Raw genomic sequence first — 26,334 nt, forward strand, 5'->3', positions numbered from 1 at the left:
CGCATGTTGCAGTTTCTGCTTACCCGTATTTTGACCGCTATTCCGACGCTGCTGCTGGTGACCGTGCTGGTCTTTCTGCTGACGCGCATGGTGCCGGGCGACCCGGCCCTGCTGATGCTGGGGGATATGGCGACGGAATCCAGCCTTGCCGATCTGCGCCATAGCATGGGTCTGGATCAGGGGATAGTGCAGCAGTTCTTTATCTGGTCCGCTAACGTGCTGCACGGCGACTTTGGCCACTCAATTCAGAGCGGTCAGGCGGTGCTGCCTTTGATTCTGCAGCGCTTCGGCGTGACGCTAAGCGTGGTGCTGGTCGCCATCGTTATCGCTTCGCTGCTCGCGGTGCCAGCGGGAATGCTGGCGGCGTGGAAACAGAACTCCTCCCTGGATACCGGGCTGGTGATGTTCTCCACGTTTCTGCTGTCGATCCCGAGCTTCTGGATGGGGCTGCTTATCCTGCTGCTGCTCGGCCTGAAGCTCGGCTGGCTGCCGGTTGTCGGCTACGTCTCATTGAGCGATGACCTGAAGGCGGGGCTGCTGTATCTGCTGATGCCAGTGATGACGCTGGTGCTGGTGGAAATCGGCGCGCTGGTCCGCATGATGCGGGCCAGTACGCTGGAGGTGCTGCGGCTTGATTATGTTTCCCACGCCCGGGCGAAGGGGCTGCGCGAGCGCGCGGTCCTAACGCGCCACGTGTTCCCGAATGCCTTTGGGCCGACGTGGACGCTGATTGGCCTGACGCTCGGCAACCTGCTCAGCGGGGTGGCGGTGACGGAAACGGTCTTCAGCCTGCCGGGGCTCGGCCGCCTGCTGGTGGATGCCATTTATGCCCGCGACTATCCGGTTATTCAGGGATGTATGCTGTTTATCGCCACGCTCTATGTGCTCACCAATCTGCTGATTGATGCGCTCTATCCACTGTTCAATCCGAGGGTTTCTGCGTGAAGAGAAAACATATCGTCCTCGCGCCAAACGCGCTGCTGGGAATCGCGCTGATTGGCACCATCGCGCTGGCCGGCATCGTGGGCTTCTTCTGGACCCCGCTGGACCCGTCGCGGATCAATATTCTGGCGCGCCTGCAGTCCCCGGGAGCGGGTCACCTGCTGGGTACCGACGAATACGGTCGCGACGTGCTGAGTCGCCTGCTGGCCGGAGCCAATGCCAGTATGACTATCTCTCTGGTGACGGTTGGCTTTGCGCTGTTGGTCGGTATTACGCTGGGGCTGATCAGCGGCTACCTGCGCGGCGCGGTGGACCGGCTGATTATGATGCTGACCGATGCGCTGCTGGCCTTTCCCGGCATCCTGCTGGCGCTGGCGCTGTTGAGCATTCTCGGCAACAACCGCTACGGCATTATTCTGTCGCTGGGCCTCGCCTACACCCCCTCTGTGGTGCGCATCGTTCGCGGGACCGTGCTGGGATTGCGCGAGGCGGAGTTTGTCTCTGCGGCCAGGGTTATGGGGCATAACGAATGGGCGATCCTGCGCCGTCATATTCTGCCCAACTGCCTGGCGCCCTTGACGGTGCTGGCAACCTCGATGCTGGGCTGGGTGCTGATTTCAGAAAGCGCGCTCTCATTTCTCGGTCTCGGCGTGCCGCCTCCGGAACCGACGTGGGGCAATATGCTGGCCGCCAGCCGCAGCTATCTCGCCCAGGCGCCGTGGCTGGCGCTCCTGCCGGGCCTCTGTATATCGCTGGCTCTGCTGGGAGTGAACATGCTGGGTGACGCGTTACGTGATTATCTCGATCCGAGGATGCAGTGATGAACAATACAACCGCCTTATTGCAGGTTAGCAACCTGCGGGTTAGCGTCGCGGGGCGAGAGGTCGTAAAAGGCATCTCATTTGCGCTCGCGCCCGGCGAAGTGCTGGCCGTGGTCGGGGAGTCCGGCAGCGGTAAAACCCTGGCGATGCGTTCTTTAATTTCGCTGCTGCCGACGGGAGTGACCAGCTTTGCCGATTCGCTGGTTTTTGACGGCCGCGACCTCAATCATCTTACGGCGGAGCAGCTGCGCGACCTGCGCGGCGCGGGCATTGGCATGGTTTTTCAGGAGCCAATGACGTCGCTAAATCCGGCTATGACGATTGGCCGTCAGCTTGATGAAGGGCTGGCATTACACACTCGCCTTAGCGAGCCCGCGCGAAGGGCAAAGATTATTGCGATGCTGGAGCGCGTCGGCCTGGCGGATGCCGGGAAATTACTAGGCGCTTACCCCCATGAGTTTTCCGGGGGCATGCGCCAGCGGGTGATGATCGCTGCGGTCATGCTGCTTGAGCCGAAGCTGATCGTTGCCGATGAGCCGACCACCGCGCTGGACGTGCTGGTGCAGCATGAGGTTATGGATCTGATGCTGGCGCTCACCGCCGAAAAGGGCAGCGCCGTTATTCTGATTAGCCACAATCTGTCGATGGTTGCACGCTATGCGTCGCGCATTATGGTGATGGAACAAGGCGAAATCGTTGAGCAGAACGACAGCCAGCGGCTGCTGGCCGAACCGCAGCACGCCTACACCCGGCGCCTGCTGGAAGCGCTGCCGGTACGTCAGCCGGCGCCGGACCGCCAGCGGCTGCTGGCGGCAGAAAGCGTGATTGCGCTGACGGATGTCGATATCCGCTACGTAGGCCGCAAGTCCTGGTTCCGCCCGCAAAAGGTGACGCACGCGGTCAAAGGGATCAGCTTTAACGTGCGCGCCGGCGAAACGGTGGCGCTGGTCGGCGCGAGCGGTTCCGGTAAAACCACCATCGGTAAGCTTATTGCGGGCATGCTAAAGGCCAGCCAGGGCGTGCTGGCGTTTCGGGGGCGGGCGCTTAATCCGGCGGATAAGGCGCTGATGACCACCTGGCGGCGGGAGTGCCAGATGATCCAGCAGGATCCCTTCTCCTCGCTTAACCCGCGGATGCGCGTCGCGCAAATTATCGAAGAGCCGCTGCTGCTGCTGGCGACGATGAACCGCAGCGCGCGCGAGCAGCGGGTGCGCGAGGTGCTGGATGAGGTTGGGCTGGGAGACCTGTTTACGTCCCGCTATCCTCATCAGCTTTCGGGAGGACAGCGTCAGCGGGTGGCGATTGCGCGGGCGATTGTCCGTCACCCGGCCTTTATTATTGCCGATGAACCCACTTCAGCGCTGGATATGACGGTACAGAAACAAATTCTCGAACTGCTCAAGCGGCTCCAGCAGCACTACGGGTTTGCCTGCTTGTTTATTACGCACGATCTCGGCGCCGTGGAGCAGATAGCGGACAGGGTGCTGGTGATGGAAAAGGGGGTTCTGGTCGAGAGCGGCTGGAGTGATGAGGTTCTGGATAATCCTCTTCATCCCTACACGCAGCGGCTGTTGAGCTGCCTGCCGGTTCTCAAACCGCGGGAGCAGGGAGGATACCAGCTGCAGCAGCCGGCCTGAACGCGTCGCTAAGCGGACTGCGGGCGGGCAGATGAAAAAATAGCGGCGTCAGGCCGCCGCTCTTATTTTGTCGCTATAAAAGAAAGCGTTACAGCGTAGGGTAGTCGGTATAGCCTTCCGCGCCGCCGCCGTAGAAGCTCTCCGGACGCTGCGGGTTCAGCACCGCCTTGTACTTCAGACGGGCAACCAGATCCGGGTTGGCAATAAAGTCGCGGCCGAAAGCCACGGCGTCAATCAGCCCTTTGCTAATCAGATCGTTAGCCTTTTCAACCGTATAGGCACCCGCGCCGATGATGGCACCCGGGAAACGGTCGCGAACTTTCTGACGGAACTCGTCGCTGTACGGCTGGCCGCCGGCCCAGTCCGGCTCGGACATGTGCAGGTAGGCGATGCCGCGTTTAGCCAGCTCTTCAATCAGATACAGGGCGTCGGCTTCTTCGTTCGGGCCGTTATCGACGTTCTGGAAGCTGCCGATTGGCGATACGCGGATACCGATGCGATCGGCGCTCCACTCTTGACTGACCGCATCAACCACTTCCAGCACAAGGCGCGCGCGGTTTTCAACGCTGCCGCCGTATTGATCGCTACGCTGGTTAGACGTTGGTGACAGGAACTGGTGCAGCAGGTAGCCGTGGGCCGAGTGCAGCTCAACGAGATCGAAGCCGGCGTCGCGAGCGTTGCCTACCGCCTGGCGGAAGTCGTTGACGATCCCCGGGATCTCATCGAGCTCCAGCGCACGCGGCATCGAGGTATCGGCGCGCACGGCGTGGCCGTTCTCATCGCGCAGCGACGTACGGGTGCCGGCGCTGATTGCGGACGGCGCAACCGGCGCCGCGCCGCCCGGCTGCAGGCTATTATGTGAGATACGACCGGTATGCCACAGCTGTACCGCAATATGTCCCGCTTCGGCGTGAACGCCGGCGGTGATTTTCTGCCAGGCCGCGATTTGCTCCGGGCTGTGCAGACCCGGGGCGCCGGCATAGCCTTTAGCCTGGGCGGAGATCTGCGTCGCTTCGGAGATAATCAGCCCGGAGCTGGCCCGTTGACGGTAATACTCGGCCATCAGCGGAGTCGGGATATCGCCGGGTTCGATGCTGCGCAGGCGGGTCAATGGAGCCATAAACACGCGGTTAGGTACGGTGACCGCACCCACTTTCAACGGGGTAAACAATTTTGATTCGGACATAATGACTCCTGAGTAGACCGGTCGTCTTGCAATTCGTTAAATAAAAACGCCTGTCAAACGCCAGGCGCGGCAATAATACTTTTGGCATGGGCAAGGGCGCTTTCAAGCGGCGTTGCGCTGCGCGTAATCTTGGCCTGCAGGTTTGCACCCAGCCACAGGGAGTAGAGCACCTGCGACAGGGTTAATGCATCGCCGCTGAAGACCAGGCTGCCTTCCTGACGGCCCTTTTCCAGCGCTTCGCCAAGCAGGGTAATAATCTGGCTGGCGCCTTTATCCATCTCGGTACGCATCGACTCCGACAGATCGCAAACTTCCGCCGACAGCTTCACCGTCAGGCAGCCGCTGATAATGCCCTGCTGGCAGAACTGGGTCAGCGTATGCTGATAGTAGGCCAGCAGACGATCGCGATAGTTGCCTTCGCCGTGGGCGAAATGCTCCACCAGCCGCTGCAGATAGCCAGCGTAGTGATGTTCCAGCAGCGCAACCCCGTAAGCTTCCTTCGAGCGAAAATAGTGGTAGAAAGAGCCCTTCGGCACTTCCGCCGTTTTCAGCAGTTCGCTCAGGCCCATTCCGGTAAAGCCGCGGTGCATGCACAGCTGTTCGCCGGTGGCCAGGATATGTTCGCGGGTATCGCATTCGCTATGTTTGTTCATGCCGCTCACTGTATTAGACCGATTGGTCTAATGCAAGTGATAATTTTAAATGATGCGTGGCGCAGAGGCTGAGCAACAAAAGTTGCCAACCGCGGATGAAACGTCTTCAATGAGAGAGAGAACGAGGTGACCGGAGGCGTGAGGTGGCAGAGCAGCTGGAGTTTTTCCCGGTACAGAGCCCGTGCCGGGGAATTTGTCAGTCGGACGAACGCGGCTACTGTCGCGGCTGTTTGCGCAGCCGCGAGGAGCGTTTCGCCTGGCAAACGATGAGCGACGTACAAAAGCAGGACGTTCTGCGGCTGTGTCGTCAGCGCCAGTTGCGTAAATTACGCGCGACTAAGGCGGAAACAGCGGAAGAACCGCAGCAACCCTCACTGTTTTAATTGCAAAAATGAGTATACTCAAAGCACTTTTTTGTTGAGGACGTTGTTATGGTTCAGCGTATTGCTATGGCCCCGCAGGGGCCGGAATTCTCGCGTTTTGTTATGGGCTACTGGCGTTTAATGGACTGGAAAATGTCCGCCAAAGAGCTGGTCGGCTTTATTGAGCAGCACCTGGATCTTGGCGTCACAACCGTTGATCATGCGGATATTTACGGCGACTATCAGTGCGAGGCGGCGTTTGGTGAAGCGCTGAAGCTGGCTCCGCACCTGCGTAGCCGGATGGAGATCGTCAGCAAATGCGGCATCGCCACGATGGCGCGCGCGGAAAACACCATTGGTCACTACATTACCGATCGCGACCATATTGTGCTCAGCGCCGAGCAGTCGCTGCGCAACCTGGCTACCGACCACCTGGATCTGCTGCTGATTCATCGCCCGGACCCGCTGATGGATGCCGATGAGGTCGCCGAAGCCTTCCTCGCGCTGCACCACAGCGGCAAGGTGCGCCACTTCGGCGTCTCTAACTTCACGCCGGCCCAGTTTACCCTGCTGCAATCGCGTCTGCCGTTTACGCTGTCGACTAACCAGCTGGAAATCTCACCGGTACATCAGCCGCTGCTGCTGGACGGCACCTTAGATCAGCTGCAGCAGCTGCGGATCAGGCCGATGGCGTGGTCCTGCCTGGGCGGCGGTCGTCTGTTTAATGATGAAAGCTTCCAGCCGCTGCGCGATGAGCTGGCTCGGGTTGCCCAGGAGCTGAATGCCGAAAGCATTGAGCAGGTGGTTTACGCGTGGATCCTGCGCCTGCCGTCGCAGCCGCTGCCGATTATCGGCTCCGGCAAAATTGAGCGCGTCCGCTCCGCGCTGGTGGCGGAAAAGCTCAATATGTCCCGTCAGCAGTGGTTCCGCATCCGCAAAGCCGCGCTGGGATACGACGTCCCGTAAGCGCAGCCAGAGCGCCCGCGGCGCCGGTGATACGCCCGATAAACCCGGATACGGCCCGCGCCGCTATCCGGGTTTTTTCTTTCAGCGCCGGCGCCTCACGCCGTTCTCTCTTCTATCGTTCCGGCAACCGGGGCCTGCTCCAGCTGCGACAGCGCGCAGTAGAGGCGCCAGATAACCGCCGCCAGCTCCCTGGCCGCCGGCTGATGGTGATGATTAAGCGTGTCGCAAATGCGCTGCAGCTCCTCGAGGGTTGACGCCAGCGGCCGCTGCTGCACGCCGCGCTCGCTCATCACGTCCCGCAGCAGGCTGATGCACAGGTCGCGCACCTGAGAGAGCGGGTCGGAGCGGGTTTCCCACTCCCGAAGCTGCCACACCACGTGCGAACAGTTAAGCAGCACAACCCCCCAGCGCAGCAGCCAGCGGCGCGCCAGGGCATCCTGGCTGTTACTCAGCTGGCTGATATGGTGATAAACCAGAGACTCAAACTCGTGTTCGCTATGCTGCGGATGGCGGCTAAGCTGGTCGACAAAGTGACGCCGTAACGCTTTGATGTGGCGACGGCTTTTGCGCGCATCCGAGCCCGGGCTTATCACCGCGAAGGCAAGCCAGGCAAGGCCTACGCCGATGATTTTCCCGAGGTTATCGTTAAGGAATGCGGCAAAGTCGTACACCGGCGGGTTGGTCACCGAAATAAACGAGCCCATAAATACGATCAGCTGCCCCCACAGGCCCGCCAGCTTTGGCATCTGCAGCTTGAGCAGCTGCATGGTGGTGAGCAGCGGAAAAAGAAACAGCAAAAATTGCCATAAATCGGTTATCTGCACCATCAGGCCGAACTTCACCACGAAGCTGAACAGCGAAAGCAGCACCAGGGTGCGCATCAGCAGCGTCAGCGATTTAAACGGCGAGGGCGAGACGGAGTAGAGCACGCAGCAGATGGCGGCGAGGGTGAGCGCGGCGGCGCTGGACTGCCACTGGGTGCTGATGCCCCAGGCCCCGACCATCACCAGCGCGCAGAAGGTTCGCACGCCGTTCCACAGCGCTTCCGCCTGGTCGGTGTGGCGGGCCAGCGCGGGCGCCGAAGGGACGTTGAATTCGCTCACCGCCGTCGCGTTTTCCACCCGGGCTATCCAGCGGCTGCTCCGCAGGTAGAGGCGACAGAAGTAGCGCAGACGCATCCAGAACGCCAGGTGCCGGTAGTCGGCGGCGGCACCGGGCGCCAGCGGGGCAATAATGCGGGCGACGGAGTAGAGATCGGCGCGCGGGCTGGCCAGCTCGCTCAGCAGGGTCTCCAGCACCGCGCGAGTATTTTTTGGCGCATCGGGCCAGTTGAGCAGCAACCGGCGCAGGCTGGAGATGACGCTGGTCATACGCAGCTGCTGGTGCAGCAAATAGTTCAGCAGCGGGTTCTGCCGGCGGAAGCGGTAGTGGCTCCAGAAGGCCTGAATGCGCAGCAGGTTCATAGTGAGGATCTGACCAATAACGCCTTCGTGGGCGGTGCGAATGGCGTCGGTGGTTTCCGGCACCCACAGCAGGCTGGCGTGCTCCAGCAGACGGGCGTGCATATTTTTTAGCGCCGTCAGCAGCGTGGTGCCGTCGGAGGTGCTGGGCAGGATCATCATCATGACCCCGCCGCAAAGGATCCCGACGATGACTTCGCAAACGCGCGACTGGGCAATGGTCCACAGCTCGTTGGCGTCGGTCACGTTGATGACCGGGAAGGCAATAATGGCGCAGGTATAGCCGGCAAGCTGGAAAGCGTAGGCGACGTTGTTGGTGTACATCGCGCAGGCCCAGGTGCAAAGCGCGATCCATGCCGAGATGCTAAATAAGAACAGCCACGGATCGTTCAGCGTATGGCCGGCCAGCAGCAGGGCGGCGCAGGCGCCGAGCAGGCTGCCGGCGATGCGGCCAAAGCTTTTGCTGATAACGCCGCCGACGGTAGGAAAGCTGACCACCGCTGCCGAGGTCATCGCCCAGTAGGGTTCGTCCAGGTTCAGCCAGTAGGCAACGCTCAGCGCCAGGCACATGGCAATGCCGTTGCGCAGCGCGTATCGCCACTGCGCCCGGCTGGCCTTAACCCACGGAAGTGCGCGCCACGTCAGGGCCTGCACGTTCACTACGGGCGGCCAATAGAGACGGTGCAGGTGGTACCGGAGATAAGCGTTATCTCCGGCGGCAGGCTGCTCAACTCGATGCGTACCGGCACCCGCTGGGCCAGGCGTACCCAGGGAATATTCGGTTTAATATCCGCCACCAGCCCGGCGCCACTTTCAACGCTTTGGTCAACAATGGCGCGGCCAATGCTGGAAACGTGACCTTGTAACTTTTGCTTGCTGCTATACAGAATAACCTCGGCGCTATCGCCGGCGCGGATATGGCGCAGCTTGGTTTCTTCAAAATAGCCAATGACGTAGAACGAATGGCTGTCTACCAGCGCGAACAGAGGGCGGCCAACGGAGGCGTAGTCGCCCACGCGGGTGGAGAGATTGGTGACCCAGCCGTCAACCGGCGCCTTAATCAGGGTCTGGCTGAGCTGCCACTGAGCGTGTTCGAGGCTGGCCTGGGCGACGCCGGTGACGGCTTTCGCCGCTTCGAGGACCGCGTTCGCGCTACTCAACGCGGTGCCGGCGCTTTCAAGATCTTCGGCGGAAATCACGTTGCGCGACAGGTCCCGGCGGCGGGCGGCGTCGCTGGCGGCCTTCGACTGCGCGACCTTAGCTTTCGCCAGCTCCGCGCGGGTTTTAGCCAGCTGCGCCTGGGCGTCGAGTAGGGCAATACGATAGGGAGTGTCATCAATCTTAAACAGCACGTCTCCGGCCTTCACCAGTTGGTTATCGCGGACGTTGAGCTGCAGAATGCTGCCGGAGACCTGAGGCGTGATGCCGACCTGCTCGGCGCGCACCTTGCCGTCGCGGGTCCACGGCGATTGGGTGTAGTAGTTCCAGACCAGCCAGGCAGCAATAATCGCCAGCGCAACAATCAGTAAAGTTGAGAAGTATTTTAGTTTTTTCATCGAGTTAACATTACCAGACGGTCAACAGAACCAGTGCAAGACACACTGAAAGCGCAAACAGGGAGAGATCCATCAGCAGCGGGTGCCAGATGTCGCCGGCGTACATCCAGTCGCGCAGCTGACGATGCAGCACCAGCCAGAGAAAGAATCCCAGCAGGACGGCTTTAAACAAGGGAGGGAAATAGATAGAAGCGCCAAACACCAGGTCCTGGAGCGACAATCCGCAAGCGTTAAGACTCAGTTTCACAAGCAAAAATCCTTTGCCGTTGCAGGGAGAATGTCAGGTAATGCTATTATTTGCATTGTAAATCATTGTTTTCATATTAGTGAATCAGGTAATTCATTTGTTTTGATTATTTAAATGCTGCACACTATTCTAAAATCAGTATAATAACTTAGCAAGCTAATTATAAGGAGATGAAATTGGAATCGCCACTGGGTTCTGATCTGGCACGTTTAGTGCGCGTCTGGCGCGCGCTGATCGACCATCGCCTGAAACCTCTGGAGTTAACGCAGACGCACTGGGTCACGCTGCATAACATCCATCAGCTGCCGCCCGAGCAGTCGCAGATTCAGCTGGCGAAAGCCATCGGAATTGAGCAGCCCTCTTTGGTGCGTACGCTGGATCAGCTGGAGGAGAAAGGGCTCATTTCTCGCCAGACCTGCGCCAACGACCGGCGGGCGAAGCGTATTCGGTTGACGGAAAAAGCGGAGCCGCTGATCAATGAGATGGAAGAGGTTATCAGCAAAACGCGCGATGAAATTCTGGCCGGCGTCTCGACGCAAGAGGTTGAAATGCTGCTCGGTTTGATTCGCAAACTGGAACACAATATTCTGGACCTCCAGGCAAAAGATTAACCTGTCCAGGGCCTTGATCTCTCAAGGCCCTTCATCCTTTACTTCTCCTCACACCACACGACGACGCGGTTGCGTCCGCCGTTTTTCGCTTCATACATTGCCGTATCTGCCCGCTTCACGCACTCCTCGGCGCTCAGGTTGCCGTCAACAGCGGTAAACACCCCGGCGCTGATCGTCATCCTTTCCGGCAGGGCGTCCTTTCGCTCGTTGACCGCGAGACGGATGCGCTCGGCGATAGCGCCGGCGTCCCCTGGACCGGTATTCACCAGCAGTAGAGCAAACTCTTCGCCGCCAATGCGGGCGGCAACGTCCTGCGGCCGGACGTTTTTTTGCAGCACGTCGGCGGTAAACTGAATGACTTTGTCCCCCTGCACGTGCCCGTAGCTATCGTTAATGCGCTTAAAGTAGTCGAGATCGCTGACAATCACCGACAGCGGCTGGGATGCCGAGGCTTTCGTCAGCTGTGCGTTGAGGGCGTCGTAGAAATAGCTGCGGTTATGCAGGCGGGTCAGCGGGTCGCGGATTGAGTTTTGGTATGACGCGAGATATTTATCGTTGGAGCGACGGTACAGCGTAAAGACATCACACAGCAGGATAAAAAACATAAATAACGTGCTGATGGCTTCGAACGTCCGCGCGTGATACCACGAATACAGCATGTCACTCTGCGGCATGAGCACCAGCAGTGTAAATATATAAGCCGAACAAAAGAATGCGCCGCTATACCAGAATATATTTTGCAATCTGCTTATATAAATTAAAAATGTCAGCGTTATTAGCCAACTGGCGACTAAAATCCGTCCGATAAAATTATGCCAGAGCGGAGAGAACTGATGGCTGAAATTGTCGACCAGCGCGATATTCAATAGCGGATGATTGCTTGAATAAAGCCACGACAGAGTAATTATCAGCGTGGTAAAACTCAGGCAGCCCGTCAGAATAACCGCATGTACCCTTTTGGTGAGGCGCGGGCTATGGCGGAAGCGATATAAAATAATCGCGACGGTGAACAGTATTACCATCATCGCGTTGCGGAAGGTAAAGAAAATCAGCGCGTCGTTGGCGTTAGGCATGGGGCCCTGGCTGCAGAGTAACCAGCCCGAGTGGCCGCTTAGCGCTCCCAGCATCAGCAGCGCCGAGCCGGCGAAGGCGCAGGCAATGGCGGTCAGGTACAGACGCTCCCGAACGCACCAGTACTTCATTATCATGAAGCAGGAAATCGTGAGATGTAATATCAATAAAAATATCGTCAGTACCGGCAATAGTACCGGGCTGGCCGTAGATGTACGACTAATTAATGAGGAGGCAAATAAATGTATCAGGCCAGTGGCAATAATACAGATAAGTAAATAGAGTAACGCCTTGTTTAATAAAGGCTGTGAGTTTATTAGCATCTTCTTCATCCCTGGGAAATAAGACGGCACGGAGCGACGTCACTGTCGCGCATGATGATATGGGGCAGGGACTATAATAAGGCCACGTGCGCGATTAATATTGCGCCAGCGCAAATCTCCGGCCGTTAACGCCGCGGCAGGCTGAATTCAAAAGGAGAAAAAGTGGGGTTAATAGATTGATATTTGGGGAATAAGGCGGCCCCGAAAGGCCGCATGAAAAAAGATTAACGCGGGGATACGGTGACCTGGCTGCCGCTGCCGGCAATCGCCACGCGCTGGCCAACGGAGAACGGGGTGCTGCCCTGTTTCTGGACCACCAGAATGGTGTTGCCGTCATCCTTACGGATTTCCAGCTCAACGCCCTGGGTTTTATTCATTGCGCCCTGGACGCCCTGGCCGGCTACGCCGCCCGCTACTGCGCCTGCTGCCGTTGCCAGCGAACGGCCCGTGCCGCCACCGATGGTGTTACCGAGGAATCCACCCAGAACTGCGCCGCCGATAGCACCGATGGCGTTGCTGTCATCGCCGCCCTGGATCTGAACCGCGCGGGTATGAACGATGGTGCCGTAAGTTACGCTCTGGACCTGTTTGGCTTCGGATGCGGAGTAAACATCACCGGAAAGGCCGCTGCTGCTCACGCAGCCCGCAAGAGTAAAACCAATCATCGAGACAGCCAAAACACGTAAAATCATTTATGAATCTCCTTCACCAAATAGCGTTCTGTTGAACTTCCATGTGGTCAATTATATGGCATTTAAGCGTCAGCTGGCATAGCTTCCACATGAACAATACAAAAAATAATAAGCACAGACGTCTTAACCGCAGCTAAACGTACGCGCTTTACGCGAAGCGCCGCGTTGATAACCACGAGGCTTCGGGCTTCTCTGCTCGGGCTTTTGCGCCGTTTGAAAGCGGCTAAAACCTGATTATCTGACAGCTGGAATGATTTAAGGTTTATCCGTTTTAGTGTTAAAAAAAATTATTGTCCCATAGCAATGACCCCGTCTTTATGATGGAGTGTCGCTATACCAGAGTCATGGAATGAAGGAAGGCGTATGAAATCAGGTCGCTTTATTGGCGTAATGTCCGGCACCAGCCTGGATGGCATCGACGTTGTTCTGGCGGTAATTAACGAAAGTATTGTGGCCCAGCAGGCCAGCCTGTCTTATCCCATCCCTGTTGCTATAAAAGAAGAGATTCTGGCCATCTGTCAGGGACAGACGCTCACCTTATCGCAGCTGGGGCAGCTTGATACGCGCCTGGGGCGGCTGTTTTCCGATGCGGTGCGGGCGTTAATGCGCCAGGAGAATCTTCAGGCCTCGGAGATTGTTGCGATTGGCTGCCACGGCCAGACGGTCTGGCACGAGCCGATGGGCGATGCGCCTAATACCCTGCAGATCGGCGACAACAACCAGATTGCCGCCCATACCGGCATCACGGTGGTGGGGGATTTTCGCCGTCGCGATATGGCGCTTGGGGGCCAGGGCGCGCCGCTGGTTCCGGCCTTTCACCACGCGCTGCTGGCCCATCCGGTCGAGCGCAGGATGGTGCTAAACGTTGGCGGCATCGCCAACCTCTCGCTGCTGGCGCCCGGCCTGCCGGTACGCGGCTACGACACCGGTCCGGGCAACATGCTGATGGACGCGTGGATCTGGCGCCAGTGCGGCAAGCCGTACGATAAAGATGCGCAATGGGCCAGCGAAGGAAAGGTGCTGCTGCCGCTGCTGCAGGATATGCTCAGCGATCCGTGGTTCGCGCTGCCCGCGCCGAAGAGTACCGGTCGCGAATACTTCAACTACGGCTGGCTGGCGCGGCATCTGGCGCGCTATCCCGGCGTCAGCGCGCAGGACGTTCAGACCACCCTGACGGAGCTTACCGCGGTGACGATCGCCGAGCAGGTGCTGCTCAGCGGCGGCTGCGAGCGGCTGCTGGTGTGCGGCGGCGGGGCGCGTAATCCGCTGCTGATGGCGCGGCTGGCGGCGCTGCTGCCGGGTACGGAGGTCTCTACCACCGACGCGGCGGGGATCAGCGGTGACGATATGGAAGCGCTGGCCTTTGCGTGGCTGGCGTGGCGGACTATCTCCGGGCTGCCCGGCAACCTGCCGTCGGTGACCGGCGCCAGTGAAGCCTCCATCCTTGGCGCTATTTTCCCGGCGAATGCGCCGCAGAATCAGAGTTAACTGAACTCGCTCTATTTTATTAACCGGTAAACTGGATGAAGTGAGTGGAGGGTCAACGCCCTCCTGGACCGGGAAAGTCGAAGGCAACCAAATGAAAAAAATCCTTATCGCAGTGATCCCTTTTATGCTCGCAGGCTGCAGCTATTACAATCAGTTTGCCGAGCGCATGCAGACCGATACGCTGGAGTATCAGTGCGATCAGAAACCGCTGACCGTTCATCTCAATAACGTCCGCCAGCAGGTGAGCTTCATTTACGATAACCAGCAGCTGAATCTGCAGCAGGGGCTCTCGGCGTCGGGGGCTCGCTACACCGACGGCGTATACGTCTTCTGGTCAAAAGGCGACGGCGCTACCGTCTACAAGCACGACCGCGTGGTGCTGGAAAACTGCCAGCTGCAAACCGCCAAACGTTGAGATTTCCGTCCCGGGGGCGCACAATAACGCCACCCGAAGACTCTTTTCTCAATGGCCATGTCAGACAACGACGAATTGCAGCAAATCGCGCATCTGCGCCGAGAGTATACCCGTGGCGGCCTGCGTCGCCACGATCTTCCCGCCGAACCGCTGACGCTGTTTGAGCGCTGGCTCCGACAGGCCTGCGATGCCCGCCTGGCCGACCCCACGGCGATGGTGGTGGCCACCGTTGATGACAGCGGCCAGCCCTACCAGCGCATCGTGCTGCTAAAGCACTATGACGAAAAGGGGCTGGTGTTTTATACCAACCTCGGCAGCCGCAAGGCGCACCAGATCGAAAAAAATCCCCGCGTCAGCCTGCTGTTTCCGTGGCATATGCTGGAGCGCCAGGTGATGGTCACCGGCAAAGCTGAACGTCTGTCGACGCTGGAAGTGGTGAAGTACTTCCATAGCCGCCCGCGCGATAGCCAGATCGGCGCCTGGGTCTCCCAGCAGTCGAGCCGTATTTCTGCCCGCGGCATCCTTGAAAGCAAATTCCTTGAGCTGAAGCAAAAGTTCCAGCAGGGCGAAGTGCCGCTGCCGAGCTTCTGGGGCGGGTTCCGCGTCAACATCGAGCAGATGGAGTTCTGGCAGGGCGGCGAGCATCGTCTGCACGATCGTTTTCTGTACCAGCGGCAAAACGAAGGCTGGCAAATCGACCGTCTGGCGCCATAAAGGACGCAAAATGTTGTTTTAAGCGCTGGTGCTACGTTCCCCGGCGCTTTATTCTATAGGCTTCATTTTTCACGCTGCATCGTAGCCATCCGTGCCTGTTCGCTCCGGTAGCTTACCCGCGTAAGCGCCAGAGGATCCCCACGCTTGCCGCTGTGATGCCGCCTGAATCATTTTGTGCAGTATTTTTTCGCGTCTGGCGAAAAGTCGTGTACCGGCAAAGGTGCAGTCGTTTATAGATGGAGAATTTGATGGCAAGCAGTAACTTGATTAAACAATTGCAAGAGCGGGGGCTGGTAGCCCAGGTGACGGACGAGGAAGCGTTAGCAGAGCGACTGGCGCAAGGCACGATCGCGCTCTATTGCGGCTTCGATCCTACCGCCGACAGCTTGCATTTGGGGCATCTTGTTCCATTGTTATGCCTGAAACGCTTCCAGCAGGCAGGCCATAAGCCTGTGGCGCTGGTGGGTGGTGCGACCGGTCTGATTGGTGACCCGAGCTTTAAAGCCGCCGAGCGTAAACTGAACACCGAAGACACGGTGCAGGAGTGGGTTGATAAAATTCGCAAACAGGTCGCGCCTTTCCTCGACTTTGACTGCGGTGACAACTCGGCTATTGCCGCGAATAACTACGACTGGTTTGGCGGCATGAACGTGCTGACCTTCCTGCGTGATATCGGCAAGCATTTCTCCGTTAATCAGATGATCAATAAAGAAGCGGTTAAGCAGCGTCTGAACCGTGACGATCAGGGCATCTCCTTTACCGAGTTCTCCTACAACCTGCTGCAGGGCTATGACTTCGCGTGCCTGAACGAACTGCACGGGGTTGCGCTGCAAATCGGTGGTTCGGATCAGTGGGGTAACATTACCTCCGGTATCGACCTGACCCGTCGCCTGCATCAGAACCAGGTATTTGGCCTGACCGTTCCGCTGATCACCAAAGCGGACGGCACCAAGTTCGGCAAGACCGAAGGCGGCGCGGTATGGCTGGATCCGAAGAAAACCAGTCCGTACAAATTCTATCAGTTCTGGATCAACACCGCGGATGCCGACGTCTATCGCTTCCTGAAGTTCTTCACCTTTATGGAAATTGACGAGATCAATGCCCTCGAGGAAGAAGACAAGAACAGCGGTAAGGCGCCGCGCGCGCAGTACGTGCTGGCGGAACTGGTTACGCGTCTGGTTCACGGTGAAGAGGGTCTGATCGCCGCTAAGCGTATTACCGAGAGCCTGTTTAACGGCAACCTGAGCGAGCTGAGCGAAGCGGACTTCGAGCAGCTGGCGCAGGACGGCGTGCCGATGATTGAAATGGAACAGGGCGCCGACCTGATGCAGGCGCTGGTGGATTCCGAGCTGCAGCCGTCCCGTGGCCAGGCGCGTAAAACCATCGCCTCCAACGCGGTGACCATCAACGGTGAAAAACAGGCTGACCCGGAGTACGTCTTCGGCGATGGCGACCGCCTGTTTGGTCGCTATACCTTACTGCGCCGCGGTAAGAAAAATTACTGTCTGGTCTGCTGGAAGTAATTGCGTAAAGGCAGGGGCGTGGGAAACCACGCCCCTTATTTTTTGCTGTCAGGTATCCAAGATGAAGAATATCCTCGCCATCCAGTCCCACGTTGTGTTTGGCCATGCCGGCAATAGCGCCGCCGAGTTTCCAATGCGCCGCCTTGGCGCCAACGTCTGGCCCCTCAACACCGTGCAGTTCTCAAACCATACCCAGTACGGTAAATGGACCGGCTGCGTTATGCCGCCGGCGCACCTGAGCGAAATCGTACAGGGCATCGCTGATATTAATCAGCTTCAGCGCTGCGACGCGGTGCTCAGCGGCTATCTGGGATCGGCGGAACAGGGCGAACATATTCTTGGGATTGTTCGTCAGGTGAAAGCGGCCAATCCGGCGGCAAAGTATTTTTGCGATCCGGTGATGGGCCATCCTGAAAAGGGCTGTATCGTCGCGCCGGGCGTGGCCGAGTTTCACGTGCGCCACGCGCTGCCTGCCAGCGACATTATCGCGCCGAACCTGCTGGAGCTGGAAATTCTCTGCGAGCATCCGGTGGCGAACGTCAGCGAAGCGGTAGCCGCCGCGCGGGAGCTGATTGCTCAGGGGCCGGAAGTGGTGCTGGTGAAGCATCTGTCGCGCGCCGGGATTAGCATGGATCGTTTTGAAATGCTGCTGGTGACGCGTGACGAAGCCTGGCATATCAGCCGTCCGCTGGTGGACTTTGGTCTGCGTCAGCCGGTAGGCGTCGGGGATGTGACCAGCGGCCTGCTGCTGGTGAAGCTGCTGCAGGGAGCCAGCCTGCGCGATGCGCTGGAGCACGTAACCGCTGCGGTATACGAAATTATGCTGGCGACTAAAGGAATGCAGGAGTACGAGCTGCAGGTCGTGGCGGCGCAGGATCGCATTGCGCAGCCGGAGCATCTCTTCAGCGCCACGCAGCTCTAGGCGCCGATAGCCTGCCCGGAATCGCGTCCGGGCAGGGACATCAATCTTACTTCAGACCTTCCGCTTCCAGCGCGGCCGCCACCGACGGGCGCGCGGCGATGTGCTTCATCCACGCCCCGATATGACGATAGCCTTCCATATTCAGCTTCACCGCGTACGCCCAGCGCAGTACGGTAAACAGGTAGCCATCGGCGATGGTGAAGCGATGGCCGTTGAGCCACTGCTTATCCTGCAGCGATTCGTCAATATACTGCAGCTTCTTCTCCAGCTGCGCGCGCGCCGTCGGTTTGTAATCCTCCGGCGTATCCGGACGAAACAGCGGGGTGAAGCCTTTGTGCAGCTCGGTGGCAACGTAGTTGAGCCATTCCAGAGTCTGGTAGCGGGCAACGGTGCCCACCGGAGCCAGCAGCTGCCGGTCCGGGACGCGGTCGGCAATGTACTGCATAATCGCCACCCCTTCCGTCAGCAGCAGTTCGTCGTCAAGCAGCAGCGCCGGAACCTGGCCTTTCGGGTTAATCAGCAGGTAATCCTCCCCGTTTTCAAGGCGTTTTTTCATCAGGTCAACGCCCTGTAAGGTGAAGTCCAGTCCGCTTTCGCGCAGGGCGATATGCGAAGCAAGAGAACAGGCGCCGGGTTTGTAGAACAGTTTCATCGGTAACTCCTCGTAGCTGCAGTTTTCTGTATGTTAGTCCGCCCACGGGCAAAAAAAAAGCCGCTAACGGCAGGTTAGCGGCTAAATTAAAGGGTTTTCCCGACGCGATTAGGCGGTTGCTGTCTCGCGCTCTTTCGCGACGCTATCGTCGTCCAGAGTCATACGATTCAGCTTCGGCGCCGTCAGCAGCATCAGCGCGGCGATTACGGCCGTCACGATACCAATCTGCATGAATACGTGACCGTAAACGTTCAGAGAAACCAGCGGGTCGGTTACGTTTTCCGGAACGGCCATCAGGTTAGCAATCTTACCGGCAATAATTGCCGCACCCGCGGTGGTCAGGAACCAGCTGCCCATGATGAAGCCCATCAGACGCTGCGGAACCAGCTGAGCAACCATGGCCAGGCCGAGGCCGGAAATCATCAGCTCACCGATACTCTGCAGCGCGTAGCTCAGGATCAGCCAGTTTACCGACACGATACCGGCATCGCTGGCGAACTTGGTGCCCAGCGGCAGCACCAGGAATGCGCCAGAGCACAGGATCATCCCGATAGCGAACTTGTGCGGCATCGGCAGACGGTCGCCCATCTTGTTATAGATGGCGGCCAGAATCGGGCTACCGACCATGATCCAGAACGGGTTCAGCGCCTGGAACTGCTCCGGCTGGAAGCTGATGCCCATAATGGCGTGCTCAACGTTGCGGATGGCGAAGAAGTTCAGAGAAGTCGGCATCTGGCTGTAAAGGACGAAGAAGACGATCGCCTGCACCATCAGAATGAAAGCGACAATCATCTTACGACGCGCGGCACCCTTCAGGGCGATAGCTTCTTTGGCGAAGATGATGACGATACCCAGCGCGACCACGCCCAGAACCATACGGGCGATGCCCTGGTTATGCAGCAGCCAGGTAGCAATCACCACCAGGATAACCACGCCCACGATAGTCGCCAGCAGCTTGCCGTAATGAACCGGCGCGAAGTCGGGTTTAGAACCGTAGTTTTTCACCCATTTCTTGCAGAACATAAAGTTCACAAGCGTAATCAGCATGCCGACAAAGCTCAGGGAGAAGGCGATACTCCAGCCGAACTTCGCTGCCAGCCACGGGGTCGCCAGCATGGAGAAGAACGAACCGATGTTGATGGACATATAGTACATGGTAAATGCACCGTCCAGACGCGGGTCGTCTTTCTCATAGCAGGTAGAGAGCAGGGAGGACGGGTTCGCCTTAAACAGGCCGTTACCGACGGCGATAGTCGCCATACCCATATAAACGATAGCGGCGTCGTGGCCGGAGTACGCGACCAGCGCGTAGCCGATAGCCAGGACGATAGTCCCCAGCATAATGACGCGCTTGGTGCCGAGCACTTTATCGCCCAGCCAGCCGCCGATAGCCACGAGGCCGTAGACCAGCGCGCTGAAGGAGGAGAAGAGTGTAATAGAATCCGCTTCTGACATACCCAGCTGTTTGACCAGGTAAACGGCCATGATCCCTTGCAGGCCGTAATAACCAAAACGCTCCCATAATTCGATCGAGAAGATCAGATAGAACGACTTCGGCTGCTTGAAAGCGTTCAAACTCACGCTTTCTGCTGGTTTATTGTTTGCAGTTGACACATATACCTCTTTTTTTACATCCCATATTAACGGGGGGTGTTCGGGGCGCAATCTTCGATGACCGCCGCCTTTATAGTTATTCTGGAGGGAAAACGGCAGGTAATGTTCACTATCCTGACCGTTCAGGCAATACCTTTGTAATAAACTGTTACACATAACCAACGCATTATAATACGCCAGTCATTCAAATGTTATGCAGAGTTAAACTTCACCAATTTGCTATTGGTGATATTTTTATCTGTCCGCATCCGCGAGATGGCGGATAAAGGCGATATATTCTGCTGATTAGCCTTGAACCCAGTGATATAGGCCATAATCCTAAAAAATGATGGGGTATTCTCCTGGTAAGCAGGGCTGCGCTATTGCAATTGCTGGCTTTTGTTATCAAACGAGCAACAACAAATTAACATTAAGTTGCGCAGATGATCTGGATCACAAATGTATAGAAATTTTTTCTTCGTAAAAAATGATTAACCTGGCTGAGCGTTATATAAGCAGATGATCGCCCTGTTAACTGGCGAAATTATGGCGAAAGTGGCAGGGATGAAAGGGTGTGAACAGAACCATTACCCCAGGCAGGGTAATGGTATTATCGAGTTTCAGGCAGCGTAGACTTTTTCTTTGAACTCGCAGAGGTCTTCGATCAGGCAGGAGCCGCAGCGCGGCTTGCGGGCAATGCAGGTGTAGCGCCCGTGGAGAATTAGCCAGTGGTGGCAGTCCACCTTAAACTCGGCGGGAACCACCTTCAGCAGCTTCTCTTCAACCTGCTCGACGTTCTTGCCGGGGGCAAATTGCGTCCGGTTGCACACGCGGAAAATATGCGTATCGACCGCAATCGTCGGCCAGCCGAAGGCGGTATTGAGCACCACGTTGGCGGTTTTGCGCCCGACGCCGGGCAGCGCTTCCAGCGCGGCTCTGTCCTCCGGAACTTCGCCATTATGCTGCTCCAGCAGGATCCGGCAGGTCTTAATCACGTTTTCGGCCTTACTGTTAAACAGGCCGATGGTTTTGATATATGACTTAACCCCGTCGACGCCAAGGTCGAGCATCGCCGCCGGGGTATTGGCCACCGGATAGAGCTTTGCCGTCGCCTTATTGACGCTGACGTCGGTCGCCTGCGCCGAGAGCAGCACCGAGATCAGCAGCTCAAACGGCGAGCTGAAGTTGAGCTCGGTGGTGGGATGCGGATCGTTATCCCGCAGGCGGGTCAGAATTTCCAGACGTTTGCTCTTATTCATCAGGCTTTCCCTGCGGCATCAGAGGGCGCGACGATCGGGGCTTCGGCGATTGCCGCCTGGGCCTTACGCTGTTTGCCGCGCTCATCAATAAGATATTTGACCGCCAGCATCATTCCGAGACCGATAAACGCCCCCGGCGGCAGCATCGCCAGCAGGAACGGGGTGTCGGTATGGAAGACTTCGATGCGCAGCGCTTTCGCCCAGCCGCCGAGCAGGCTATCGGCGCCGTCAAACAGCGTACCGTTACCAATGATCTCGCGCAGCGAGCCGAGGACAAACATGGCGCAGGTAGCCCCCATGCCAATCGCGAAACCATCCAGCGCCGAGAGGGCCGGGCCCTTTTTCGCCGCGAAGGCCTCGGCGCGACCGACGACAATACAGTTGGTCACAATCAGCGGGATAAAAATCCCCAGCGACTGGTAGAGGCCGTAGGCGTAGGCGTTAATCAGCATCTGCACGACGCTCACCACCGAGGCGATGATCATCACGTAAATGGGAATACGGATTTCGGCCGGCGTCCAGCGGCGCAGGCTGGAGATAGTCAGGTTGGTGAGGGTCAGCACCAGGGTGGTGGCCAGCCCTAGCCCCAGCGCATTGGTGGCGGTGGAGGTCACGGCAAGCAGAGGGCACATCCCCAGCAGCTGAACCAGCGCGGAGTTGTTTTTCCACAATCCCTGGACAATAACGTCTTTTACTTCGCTCATGCTCTAGTCTCCGCAGGCGGTGAATTCGGGAATCTGCGCTGGCAGCGTTTGTGCGTACAGGCCGGCGCGCTTAACCGCGTTGACGACCGCGCGAGGCGTAATGGTCGCACCGGTAAACTGGTCAAAATCGCCGCCGTCTTTTTTAACCGCCCAATGGCTGTCGCTCTGCCCGTGAATAACTTTGCCGGCAAAATAGGTGATCCAGTCAGAAAGACGCAGCTCAATTTTATCCCCGAGGCCCGGCGTTTCGTGATGCTCGGTGACCCGAGTGCCGAGGACGGTGCCTTTAAAATCTGCGGCGACCAGCAGCTGAATCGCCCCGGAGTAGCCGTCCGGCGCGGTGGTTTCCATGACCGCGCCCACCGGAATGTCGTTATTTTTAGCGATCCAGACCTTATGCTGTCCTTTGCCCAGCGCCGGGGCGGAGGCCAGATAGCAGCTCTTCAGCAGATCGTTATTATACAGCTCTGCCGGCAGTACCTGGTCAAAAAGCGCCTTTTGCTGTCGGGACGCCTGATCTTCAATCGTCGATTTGGTCAGCTCATTGATAGCCGCCGTCAGGCCGGTGGAGCCGGCGGCGAAAAGTGCCAGCGTGATGCCGTGTTTGCGCATGCTTTTTAACATGACGGGTCCTCAGCGGTGGCCGTACACGCGGGGGCGCGTGTAGTAATCAATCAACGGAACGGTAATGTTCGCCAGCAGCACGGCGAAGGCTACGCCGTCAGGATAGCCGCCGAAGCTGCGAATCAGCCACACCAGCAGGCCAGCCAGCGCGCCGAAAATAAGGCGCCCGCGGTTGGTGGTGGAGGCGGTTACCGGATCCGTCAGAATAAAGAACGCGCCGAGCATGGTGGCGCCGGACAGCAGATGTATCTGCGGCGCGGCCAGGCTCTGCGGCGAGAAAAACCAGCCGAGCGTGGAGCAGACGGCCAGGCTCAGCAGGAAGCTGAGCGGAATATGCCAGCGAATCGTCTTCTGCCATAGCAGGAACAGCCCGCCGACCAGATAAGCGATATTCACCCACTGCCAGCCAAGCCCTGCCAGAGTGCCGCCAAAAATCGGGTACTGGAGGATCTCCTGCACCTTATGGCCGGCGTGCAGGGAGGTTTTAAAGGTGTCCAGCGGCGTGGCCTGGCTGATACCGTCGATCCCGAGGCGCAGGGCGTTCATATCGCCACCGGCGGCGGTGTGGCCGGTGAAAATGACCCGCAGCGCGTCGGTAAAGCCTGGAATGTGGGCCGCAATCTCCTGCGGCGGTAGCCAGGAGGTCATCTGCACCGGGAAGGAGATCAGCAGCACCACGTAGCCAATCATGGCCGGGTTAAAGGGGTTATGTCCCAGCCCGCCGTACAGCTGCTTGGCGATGATCACGGCAAAGGCGGTACCGAGGACGACCATCCACCAGGGCGCCAGGGGCGGAATGCTGACGGCCAGCAGCAGGCCGGTCAGCAGCGCAGAGTTGTCGGCCAGAATAGCGGCAACATTCTGCTTGCGCAGCTTGAGGATAGCGGCTTCGGTTCCCCAGGCGGTTAAGGCGGCGAGAATAAGCTGCAGCACGGTGCCCCAGCCGAAAAACCAGGTCTGCACCACGATGCCGGGCACGGCGGCGAGCAGCACCAGCAGCATAATCCGCGAGGTCTGACGCTGGTTGTGGGTATAGGGAGAGCTTGCGATTCTGAAAACCATTTAATCCTCGTTAACTGCCTGCCGGGATGCTTTCCTGGCCTGAACTCGGGCGATTGCTTCGGCGACTGCAGCCTTGCGCGCATCGTCATTGGCGGCGGACCCTACGTCGTCCGCCTGCTGCTGTTCGGCCTTGCGGGCCTTAGCCCGGGCGATGGCGGCCTCTACCGCGGCCTTACGCGGATCGACGGCTTCGGCTTCCGGGGCGACAGTAGTGACCTCCGCCTGCTGCTGTTCGGCCTTGCGGGCCTTAGCCCGGGCGATGGCGGCCTCTACCGCGGCCTTACGCGGGTCGACGGCTTCGGCTTCCGGGGCGGCAGTAGTGACCTCAGCCTGCTGCTGCTCGGCCTTGCGGGCCTTGGCGCGGGCGATGGCGGCCTCTACCGCGGCCTTACGCGGATCGACGGCTTCGGCTTCCGGGGCGACAGTAGTGACCTCCGCCTGCTGCTGCTCGGCCTTGCGGGCCTTAGCGCGGGCGATGGCGGCCTCTACCGCGGCCTTGCGCGGGTCGACGGCTTCGGCTTCCGGGGCGACAGTAGTGACCTCCGCCTGCTGTTGTTCAGCCTTGCGGGCCTTGGCGCGGGCGATGGCGGCCTCTACCGCGGCCTTGCGCGGGTCGAGACCTGCGCCAGCCGACGCCTCGGATGTGGACTCAGCCAGTTCGTTTTTACGGGCGCGCGCCTGCGCTTTACGCGCTTCGCGCGCGGCGATGGCTTCACTATTATCCGGCTTAGCGCCCGCCTGAACGACGATCGGCTGCGCCGCGTCCTGCTGTTTTTCCCGCACGCGGGCGAGGGCGGCGTTAATCGCCGCGCTATCCTTGGCGGCGGGCTGCACGGCAGACTGTTTATGCCGCTCGAGGCGCGCGGCCTTATCGCGCTCCAGACGCGCCTGGCGGGCTTCAAAACGGGCTTTGGCTTCCGCCGCGCGCTTCTCTTCCAGACGAATCTCCGCGATCTCGGCCTTCTCCTGACGGAAGTACTGCACCAGCGGAATATTGCTCGGGCAGACCCAGGCGCAGGCGCCGCACTCAATGCAGTCGGCGAGGTTGTGGGTGGTGGCCTTGTCGTGCTGCTGGCCTTTGCTAAACCAGTACAGCTGCTGCGGCAGCAGATCGGCAGGGCAGGCATCGGCGCAGGCGCTACAGCGAATGCAGCCCTTTTCCTCTTCCGCCTCGCCCATTTCGCTGGCCGACGGGGCCAGCAGGCAGTTGGTAATTTTGACCACCGGCACGTCGAGCCACGGGAGGGTAAAGCCCATCAGCGGGCCGCCCATAATCACCATCGGCTCAGCGCTGGGGCAGAAACCGGCATCATCCAAAAGATGGCGCACCGGCGTGCCCAGCCGGGCCCAGACGTTGCCCGGGCGCGAAACCGCTTCCCCGGTTAAGGTCACCACCCGCTCGGTCAGCGGTTCGCCGTCGATCACCGCGCGTTTAACCGCGTAGGCGGTGCCGACGTTTTGCATCAGGATCCCGATATCGGAAGAGCGGCCGCCGTGGGGCACCTGCTTACCGGTGAGGATCTGCGTCAGCTGCTTAGCGCCGCCGGAGGGATATTTGGTTGGGATTACGCGCAGGGAGATGCCGTGCGCATCGCTCAGTACCGCACGCAGCATGGAGATTGCCTGCGGCTTGTTGTCTTCAATGCCGATCAGCACCTGGCTTGGCTGTAAAATATGGGCCAGGATGCGAATGCCGTCGATAATCTGCGCCGCACAGTCCTGCATCAGACGATCGTCGGCGGTAATGTAGGGCTCGCATTCGGCGGCGTTAATAATCAGGGTGTCGATTTTGTCGCCGCCGCCGCGCAGCTTGATGCCGGTCGGGAAGCCGGCGCCGCCCAGCCCGGCCACGCCGAACTGGTGGATACGCTCGATAAGCTCTTCGCGGGATTTGCTCTGGTAGTCGCTCCAGCCGTCGCGTTCAATCCAGCGGTCTTCGCCATCGGCGTCAATGATAACGCTCATCTCCGCCAGCGCGGAGGGGTGCGCCGTCGAATGCGGAGCGATGGCGCTGACGATACCCGACGTCGGGGCGTGAACGGGCAGCATTTTTCCCCAGCCGCGGGTAAGAGGCTGGCCGCGCAGAACGCGATCGCCGGGCTGCACGCAAAGCTCGCCCTCTGCGCCAATATGCTGCTTAAGCGGAATAACAAACTGCTGCGCGAGGGAGACCTGGCGCAGCGGCGTACCGTTTGACTGGGTTTTCATCTCCGGAGGATGAATTCCGCCGTTGAAATCCCAGATCTTGTCTTTTTTGAACGCGGAAAATAGCTTAAACATGTTGTTCCACAGGAATGATGCGCACCGGGATGGTGTGTAGATCCCATTTCCAGGTTTCAGTGGTCGCCGCAACCGGAACCATCTCTATACACTGCGTCGGGCAGGGCGCGACGCAAAGGTTACAGCCGGTACAGAGGTCGCTCATCACCGTATGCATCGCACGGGTCGCGCCGACGATGGCGTCAACGGGGCAGGCCTGGATGCATTTCGTGCAGCCAATACAGTTCTTTTCGTCGATGACCGCCAGCATACGCGCGGGCTCAGCCTGCTGAGCATCGCCGTCAGCAGGCTGCGGGTCGACGTTCAGCAGGGTGGCAATTTTTAACATTACCGCTTCGCCGCCGGGGGCGCAGCGGTTGATTTTCTCGCCCTGCAGGCCTACCGCTTCCGCATAGGGGCGGCAGCCGGGGTAGCCGCACTGGCCGCACTGGCTTTGCGGGAGAAGTTCGTCGATCTTTTCAACGACCGGATCGTCCTCCACCTCAAAGCGGCGGGAGGCGTAACCCAAAATTAAGCCGAAAATCAGCCCGAGAAGGCTGATCGCAACGACGGCTATCCAGACAGCGCTCAT

At 58.9% G+C, this 26,334-nt stretch carries 26 protein-coding genes; 11 read left to right on the top strand and 15 right to left on the bottom strand.

The features are described 5' to 3' along the window. Positions 1-3: 3 nt before the first annotated feature. From MMW58_RS13300 to MMW58_RS13310, 3 genes are read left to right on the top strand one after another with little or no spacing between them, the layout of a single operon-like run. Entirely contained in the window at positions 4-945 is a 942-nt protein-coding gene (locus tag MMW58_RS13300; protein ID WP_045858579.1) for an ABC transporter permease, read from the top strand. Then, positions 942-1,763: an ABC transporter permease gene (locus MMW58_RS13305; RefSeq protein WP_159236984.1), complete on the top strand. Its 822-nt coding sequence runs from the start codon at positions 942-944 to the stop codon at positions 1,761-1,763. Before MMW58_RS13300 ends, MMW58_RS13305 begins: the two co-directional genes overlap by 4 nt. Next, the gene (locus tag MMW58_RS13310) at positions 1,763-3,400 is read left to right on the top strand and encodes a dipeptide ABC transporter ATP-binding protein (protein ID WP_241723570.1); all 1,638 of its coding nucleotides are present in this window, start codon (positions 1,763-1,765) and stop codon (positions 3,398-3,400) included. The genes MMW58_RS13305 and MMW58_RS13310 overlap by 1 nt, the downstream gene beginning before the upstream one ends. 88 nt (positions 3,401-3,488) lie before the next feature. On the opposite strand, the gene nemA is transcribed toward MMW58_RS13310, so the two are convergent. Both nemA and MMW58_RS13320 read right to left on the bottom strand, forming a co-directional pair. Then, entirely contained in the window at positions 3,489-4,586 is a 1,098-nt protein-coding gene (nemA, locus tag MMW58_RS13315) for an alkene reductase (protein ID WP_241723571.1), read from the bottom strand. 53 nt (positions 4,587-4,639) lie between these two features. Beyond that, complete coding sequence (locus MMW58_RS13320; RefSeq protein ID WP_041145842.1) at positions 4,640-5,239, bottom strand: TetR/AcrR family transcriptional regulator; 600 nt, start codon at positions 5,237-5,239, stop codon at positions 4,640-4,642. A gap of 143 nt (positions 5,240-5,382) precedes the next feature. On the opposite strand from MMW58_RS13320, the gene MMW58_RS13325 reads away from it, so the two are divergent. Together MMW58_RS13325 and MMW58_RS13330 are read left to right on the top strand one after the other, a co-directional pair. Further along, positions 5,383-5,622 (top strand): DUF1289 domain-containing protein, encoded by a 240-nt coding sequence (locus tag MMW58_RS13325; protein WP_241723572.1) that lies wholly within the window; start codon positions 5,383-5,385, stop codon positions 5,620-5,622. A 48-nt stretch (positions 5,623-5,670) separates the two neighbouring features. Then, positions 5,671-6,567 (top strand): aldo/keto reductase, encoded by an 897-nt coding sequence (locus MMW58_RS13330; protein ID WP_123708160.1) that lies wholly within the window; start codon positions 5,671-5,673, stop codon positions 6,565-6,567. A 95-nt stretch (positions 6,568-6,662) separates the two neighbouring features. Here the strand turns inward: MMW58_RS13330 and MMW58_RS13335 are convergent, their stop codons facing one another. Genes MMW58_RS13335 through MMW58_RS13345 form a run of 3 tightly spaced genes read right to left on the bottom strand, consistent with a single transcriptional unit; the run spans position 6,663 to position 9,830 of the window. Then, positions 6,663-8,687 (bottom strand): FUSC family protein, encoded by a 2,025-nt coding sequence (locus MMW58_RS13335; RefSeq protein ID WP_241723573.1) that lies wholly within the window; start codon positions 8,685-8,687, stop codon positions 6,663-6,665. Then, the gene (locus MMW58_RS13340; protein WP_241723574.1) at positions 8,687-9,583 is read right to left on the bottom strand and encodes an efflux RND transporter periplasmic adaptor subunit; all 897 of its coding nucleotides are present in this window, start codon (positions 9,581-9,583) and stop codon (positions 8,687-8,689) included. The genes MMW58_RS13335 and MMW58_RS13340 overlap by 1 nt, the downstream gene beginning before the upstream one ends. Before the next feature lie 10 nt (positions 9,584-9,593). Beyond that, a complete protein-coding gene (locus MMW58_RS13345) occupies positions 9,594-9,830 on the bottom strand; it encodes a DUF1656 domain-containing protein (RefSeq protein WP_045858559.1) in 237 nt (78 codons plus the stop codon). Between the two features lie 170 nt (positions 9,831-10,000). Here MMW58_RS13345 and slyA point away from each other — a divergent pair, with 170 nt between their 5' ends. Further along, on the top strand, positions 10,001-10,441 hold the full coding sequence (slyA, locus tag MMW58_RS13350) for a transcriptional regulator SlyA (RefSeq protein ID WP_071844932.1): 441 nt from the start codon (positions 10,001-10,003) through the stop codon (positions 10,439-10,441). A 38-nt stretch (positions 10,442-10,479) separates the two neighbouring features. Here the strand turns inward: slyA and MMW58_RS13355 are convergent, their stop codons facing one another. Further along, on the bottom strand, positions 10,480-11,835 hold the full coding sequence (locus MMW58_RS13355) for a sensor domain-containing diguanylate cyclase (protein WP_241723575.1): 1,356 nt from the start codon (positions 11,833-11,835) through the stop codon (positions 10,480-10,482). Positions 11,836-12,059: 224 nt separating this feature from the next. Continuing rightward, on the bottom strand, positions 12,060-12,527 hold the full coding sequence (slyB, locus tag MMW58_RS13360; RefSeq protein ID WP_095103095.1) for an outer membrane lipoprotein SlyB: 468 nt from the start codon (positions 12,525-12,527) through the stop codon (positions 12,060-12,062). Between the two features lie 363 nt (positions 12,528-12,890). On the opposite strand from slyB, the gene anmK reads away from it, so the two are divergent. From anmK to pdxY, 5 genes are all read left to right on the top strand, one after another. Beyond that, on the top strand, positions 12,891-14,015 hold the full coding sequence (gene anmK / locus MMW58_RS13365) for an anhydro-N-acetylmuramic acid kinase (protein WP_133599550.1): 1,125 nt from the start codon (positions 12,891-12,893) through the stop codon (positions 14,013-14,015). Between the two features lie 91 nt (positions 14,016-14,106). Next, on the top strand, positions 14,107-14,430 hold the full coding sequence (gene mliC, locus MMW58_RS13370) for a C-type lysozyme inhibitor (RefSeq protein WP_041145832.1): 324 nt from the start codon (positions 14,107-14,109) through the stop codon (positions 14,428-14,430). A 57-nt stretch (positions 14,431-14,487) separates the two neighbouring features. Continuing rightward, on the top strand, positions 14,488-15,144 hold the full coding sequence (pdxH, locus tag MMW58_RS13375) for a pyridoxamine 5'-phosphate oxidase (RefSeq protein WP_045859593.1): 657 nt from the start codon (positions 14,488-14,490) through the stop codon (positions 15,142-15,144). A 248-nt stretch (positions 15,145-15,392) separates the two neighbouring features. After that, on the top strand, positions 15,393-16,667 hold the full coding sequence (gene tyrS, locus MMW58_RS13380) for a tyrosine--tRNA ligase (RefSeq protein ID WP_241723576.1): 1,275 nt from the start codon (positions 15,393-15,395) through the stop codon (positions 16,665-16,667). 61 nt (positions 16,668-16,728) lie between these two features. Next, a complete protein-coding gene (gene pdxY / locus MMW58_RS13385) occupies positions 16,729-17,589 on the top strand; it encodes a pyridoxal kinase PdxY (protein ID WP_041145830.1) in 861 nt (286 codons plus the stop codon). A gap of 46 nt (positions 17,590-17,635) precedes the next feature. Here pdxY and gstA read toward each other — a convergent pair whose 3' ends face one another. The 8 genes from gstA to rsxB form a co-directional block, all read right to left on the bottom strand. Then, positions 17,636-18,241: a glutathione transferase GstA gene (gene gstA, locus MMW58_RS13390; RefSeq protein WP_133599553.1), complete on the bottom strand. Its 606-nt coding sequence runs from the start codon at positions 18,239-18,241 to the stop codon at positions 17,636-17,638. A 108-nt stretch (positions 18,242-18,349) separates the two neighbouring features. Then, entirely contained in the window at positions 18,350-19,855 is a 1,506-nt protein-coding gene (gene dtpA / locus MMW58_RS13395) for a dipeptide/tripeptide permease DtpA (protein ID WP_133599556.1), read from the bottom strand. A 599-nt stretch (positions 19,856-20,454) separates the two neighbouring features. Beyond that, the gene (nth, locus tag MMW58_RS13400) at positions 20,455-21,093 is read right to left on the bottom strand and encodes an endonuclease III (protein WP_041145827.1); all 639 of its coding nucleotides are present in this window, start codon (positions 21,091-21,093) and stop codon (positions 20,455-20,457) included. Then, on the bottom strand, positions 21,093-21,797 hold the full coding sequence (locus MMW58_RS13405) for an electron transport complex subunit E (protein WP_241723577.1): 705 nt from the start codon (positions 21,795-21,797) through the stop codon (positions 21,093-21,095). Before MMW58_RS13405 ends, nth begins: the two co-directional genes overlap by 1 nt. Before the next feature lie 3 nt (positions 21,798-21,800). Further along, on the bottom strand, positions 21,801-22,421 hold the full coding sequence (rsxG, locus tag MMW58_RS13410; protein WP_133599559.1) for an electron transport complex subunit RsxG: 621 nt from the start codon (positions 22,419-22,421) through the stop codon (positions 21,801-21,803). Between the two features lie 9 nt (positions 22,422-22,430). Continuing rightward, the gene (gene rsxD, locus MMW58_RS13415; protein WP_241723578.1) at positions 22,431-23,483 is read right to left on the bottom strand and encodes an electron transport complex subunit RsxD; all 1,053 of its coding nucleotides are present in this window, start codon (positions 23,481-23,483) and stop codon (positions 22,431-22,433) included. After that, positions 23,484-25,763, bottom strand: a complete 2,280-nt coding sequence (rsxC, locus tag MMW58_RS13420) for an electron transport complex subunit RsxC (RefSeq protein WP_241723579.1) — start codon at positions 25,761-25,763, stop codon at positions 23,484-23,486. Further along, positions 25,756-26,334: an electron transport complex subunit RsxB gene (gene rsxB / locus MMW58_RS13425; RefSeq protein WP_045858534.1), complete on the bottom strand. Its 579-nt coding sequence runs from the start codon at positions 26,332-26,334 to the stop codon at positions 25,756-25,758. The genes rsxC and rsxB overlap by 8 nt, the downstream gene beginning before the upstream one ends.

Origin of the sequence: Klebsiella sp. HC6 (genome assembly GCF_022605325.1) — a bacterium.
Classification (GTDB): domain Bacteria; phylum Pseudomonadota; class Gammaproteobacteria; order Enterobacterales; family Enterobacteriaceae; genus Klebsiella; species Klebsiella terrigena.

What these genes read in the sequence shown, in the direction of transcription:
- MMW58_RS13320 (WP_041145842.1), bottom strand. Translation starts at nt 5,239, where the DNA reads ATGAACAAACATAGCGAATGCGATACCCGCGAACATATCCTGGCCACC.
- MMW58_RS13355 (WP_241723575.1), bottom strand. Translation starts at nt 11,835, where the DNA reads ATGCTAATAAACTCACAGCCTTTATTAAACAAGGCGTTACTCTATTTA.
- anmK (WP_133599550.1), top strand. Translation starts at nt 12,891, where the DNA reads ATGAAATCAGGTCGCTTTATTGGCGTAATGTCCGGCACCAGCCTGGAT.
- rsxB (WP_045858534.1), bottom strand. Translation starts at nt 26,334, where the DNA reads ATGAGCGCTGTCTGGATAGCCGTCGTTGCGATCAGCCTTCTCGGGCTG.
- MMW58_RS13310 (WP_241723570.1), top strand. Translation starts at nt 1,763, where the DNA reads ATGAACAATACAACCGCCTTATTGCAGGTTAGCAACCTGCGGGTTAGC.
- nth (WP_041145827.1), bottom strand. Translation starts at nt 21,093, where the DNA reads ATGAATAAGAGCAAACGTCTGGAAATTCTGACCCGCCTGCGGGATAAC.
- MMW58_RS13340 (WP_241723574.1), bottom strand. Translation starts at nt 9,583, where the DNA reads ATGAAAAAACTAAAATACTTCTCAACTTTACTGATTGTTGCGCTGGCG.
- gstA (WP_133599553.1), bottom strand. Translation starts at nt 18,241, where the DNA reads ATGAAACTGTTCTACAAACCCGGCGCCTGTTCTCTTGCTTCGCATATC.
- MMW58_RS13330 (WP_123708160.1), top strand. Translation starts at nt 5,671, where the DNA reads ATGGTTCAGCGTATTGCTATGGCCCCGCAGGGGCCGGAATTCTCGCGT.
- nemA (WP_241723571.1), bottom strand. Translation starts at nt 4,586, where the DNA reads ATGTCCGAATCAAAATTGTTTACCCCGTTGAAAGTGGGTGCGGTCACC.
- pdxY (WP_041145830.1), top strand. Translation starts at nt 16,729, where the DNA reads ATGAAGAATATCCTCGCCATCCAGTCCCACGTTGTGTTTGGCCATGCC.
- rsxD (WP_241723578.1), bottom strand. Translation starts at nt 23,483, where the DNA reads ATGGTTTTCAGAATCGCAAGCTCTCCCTATACCCACAACCAGCGTCAG.
- slyB (WP_095103095.1), bottom strand. Translation starts at nt 12,527, where the DNA reads ATGATTTTACGTGTTTTGGCTGTCTCGATGATTGGTTTTACTCTTGCG.
- mliC (WP_041145832.1), top strand. Translation starts at nt 14,107, where the DNA reads ATGAAAAAAATCCTTATCGCAGTGATCCCTTTTATGCTCGCAGGCTGC.
- tyrS (WP_241723576.1), top strand. Translation starts at nt 15,393, where the DNA reads ATGGCAAGCAGTAACTTGATTAAACAATTGCAAGAGCGGGGGCTGGTA.
- pdxH (WP_045859593.1), top strand. Translation starts at nt 14,488, where the DNA reads ATGTCAGACAACGACGAATTGCAGCAAATCGCGCATCTGCGCCGAGAG.
- MMW58_RS13405 (WP_241723577.1), bottom strand. Translation starts at nt 21,797, where the DNA reads ATGAGCGAAGTAAAAGACGTTATTGTCCAGGGATTGTGGAAAAACAAC.
- slyA (WP_071844932.1), top strand. Translation starts at nt 10,001, where the DNA reads ATGAAATTGGAATCGCCACTGGGTTCTGATCTGGCACGTTTAGTGCGC.
- rsxG (WP_133599559.1), bottom strand. Translation starts at nt 22,421, where the DNA reads ATGTTAAAAAGCATGCGCAAACACGGCATCACGCTGGCACTTTTCGCC.
- MMW58_RS13300 (WP_045858579.1), top strand. Translation starts at nt 4, where the DNA reads ATGTTGCAGTTTCTGCTTACCCGTATTTTGACCGCTATTCCGACGCTG.
- rsxC (WP_241723579.1), bottom strand. Translation starts at nt 25,763, where the DNA reads ATGTTTAAGCTATTTTCCGCGTTCAAAAAAGACAAGATCTGGGATTTC.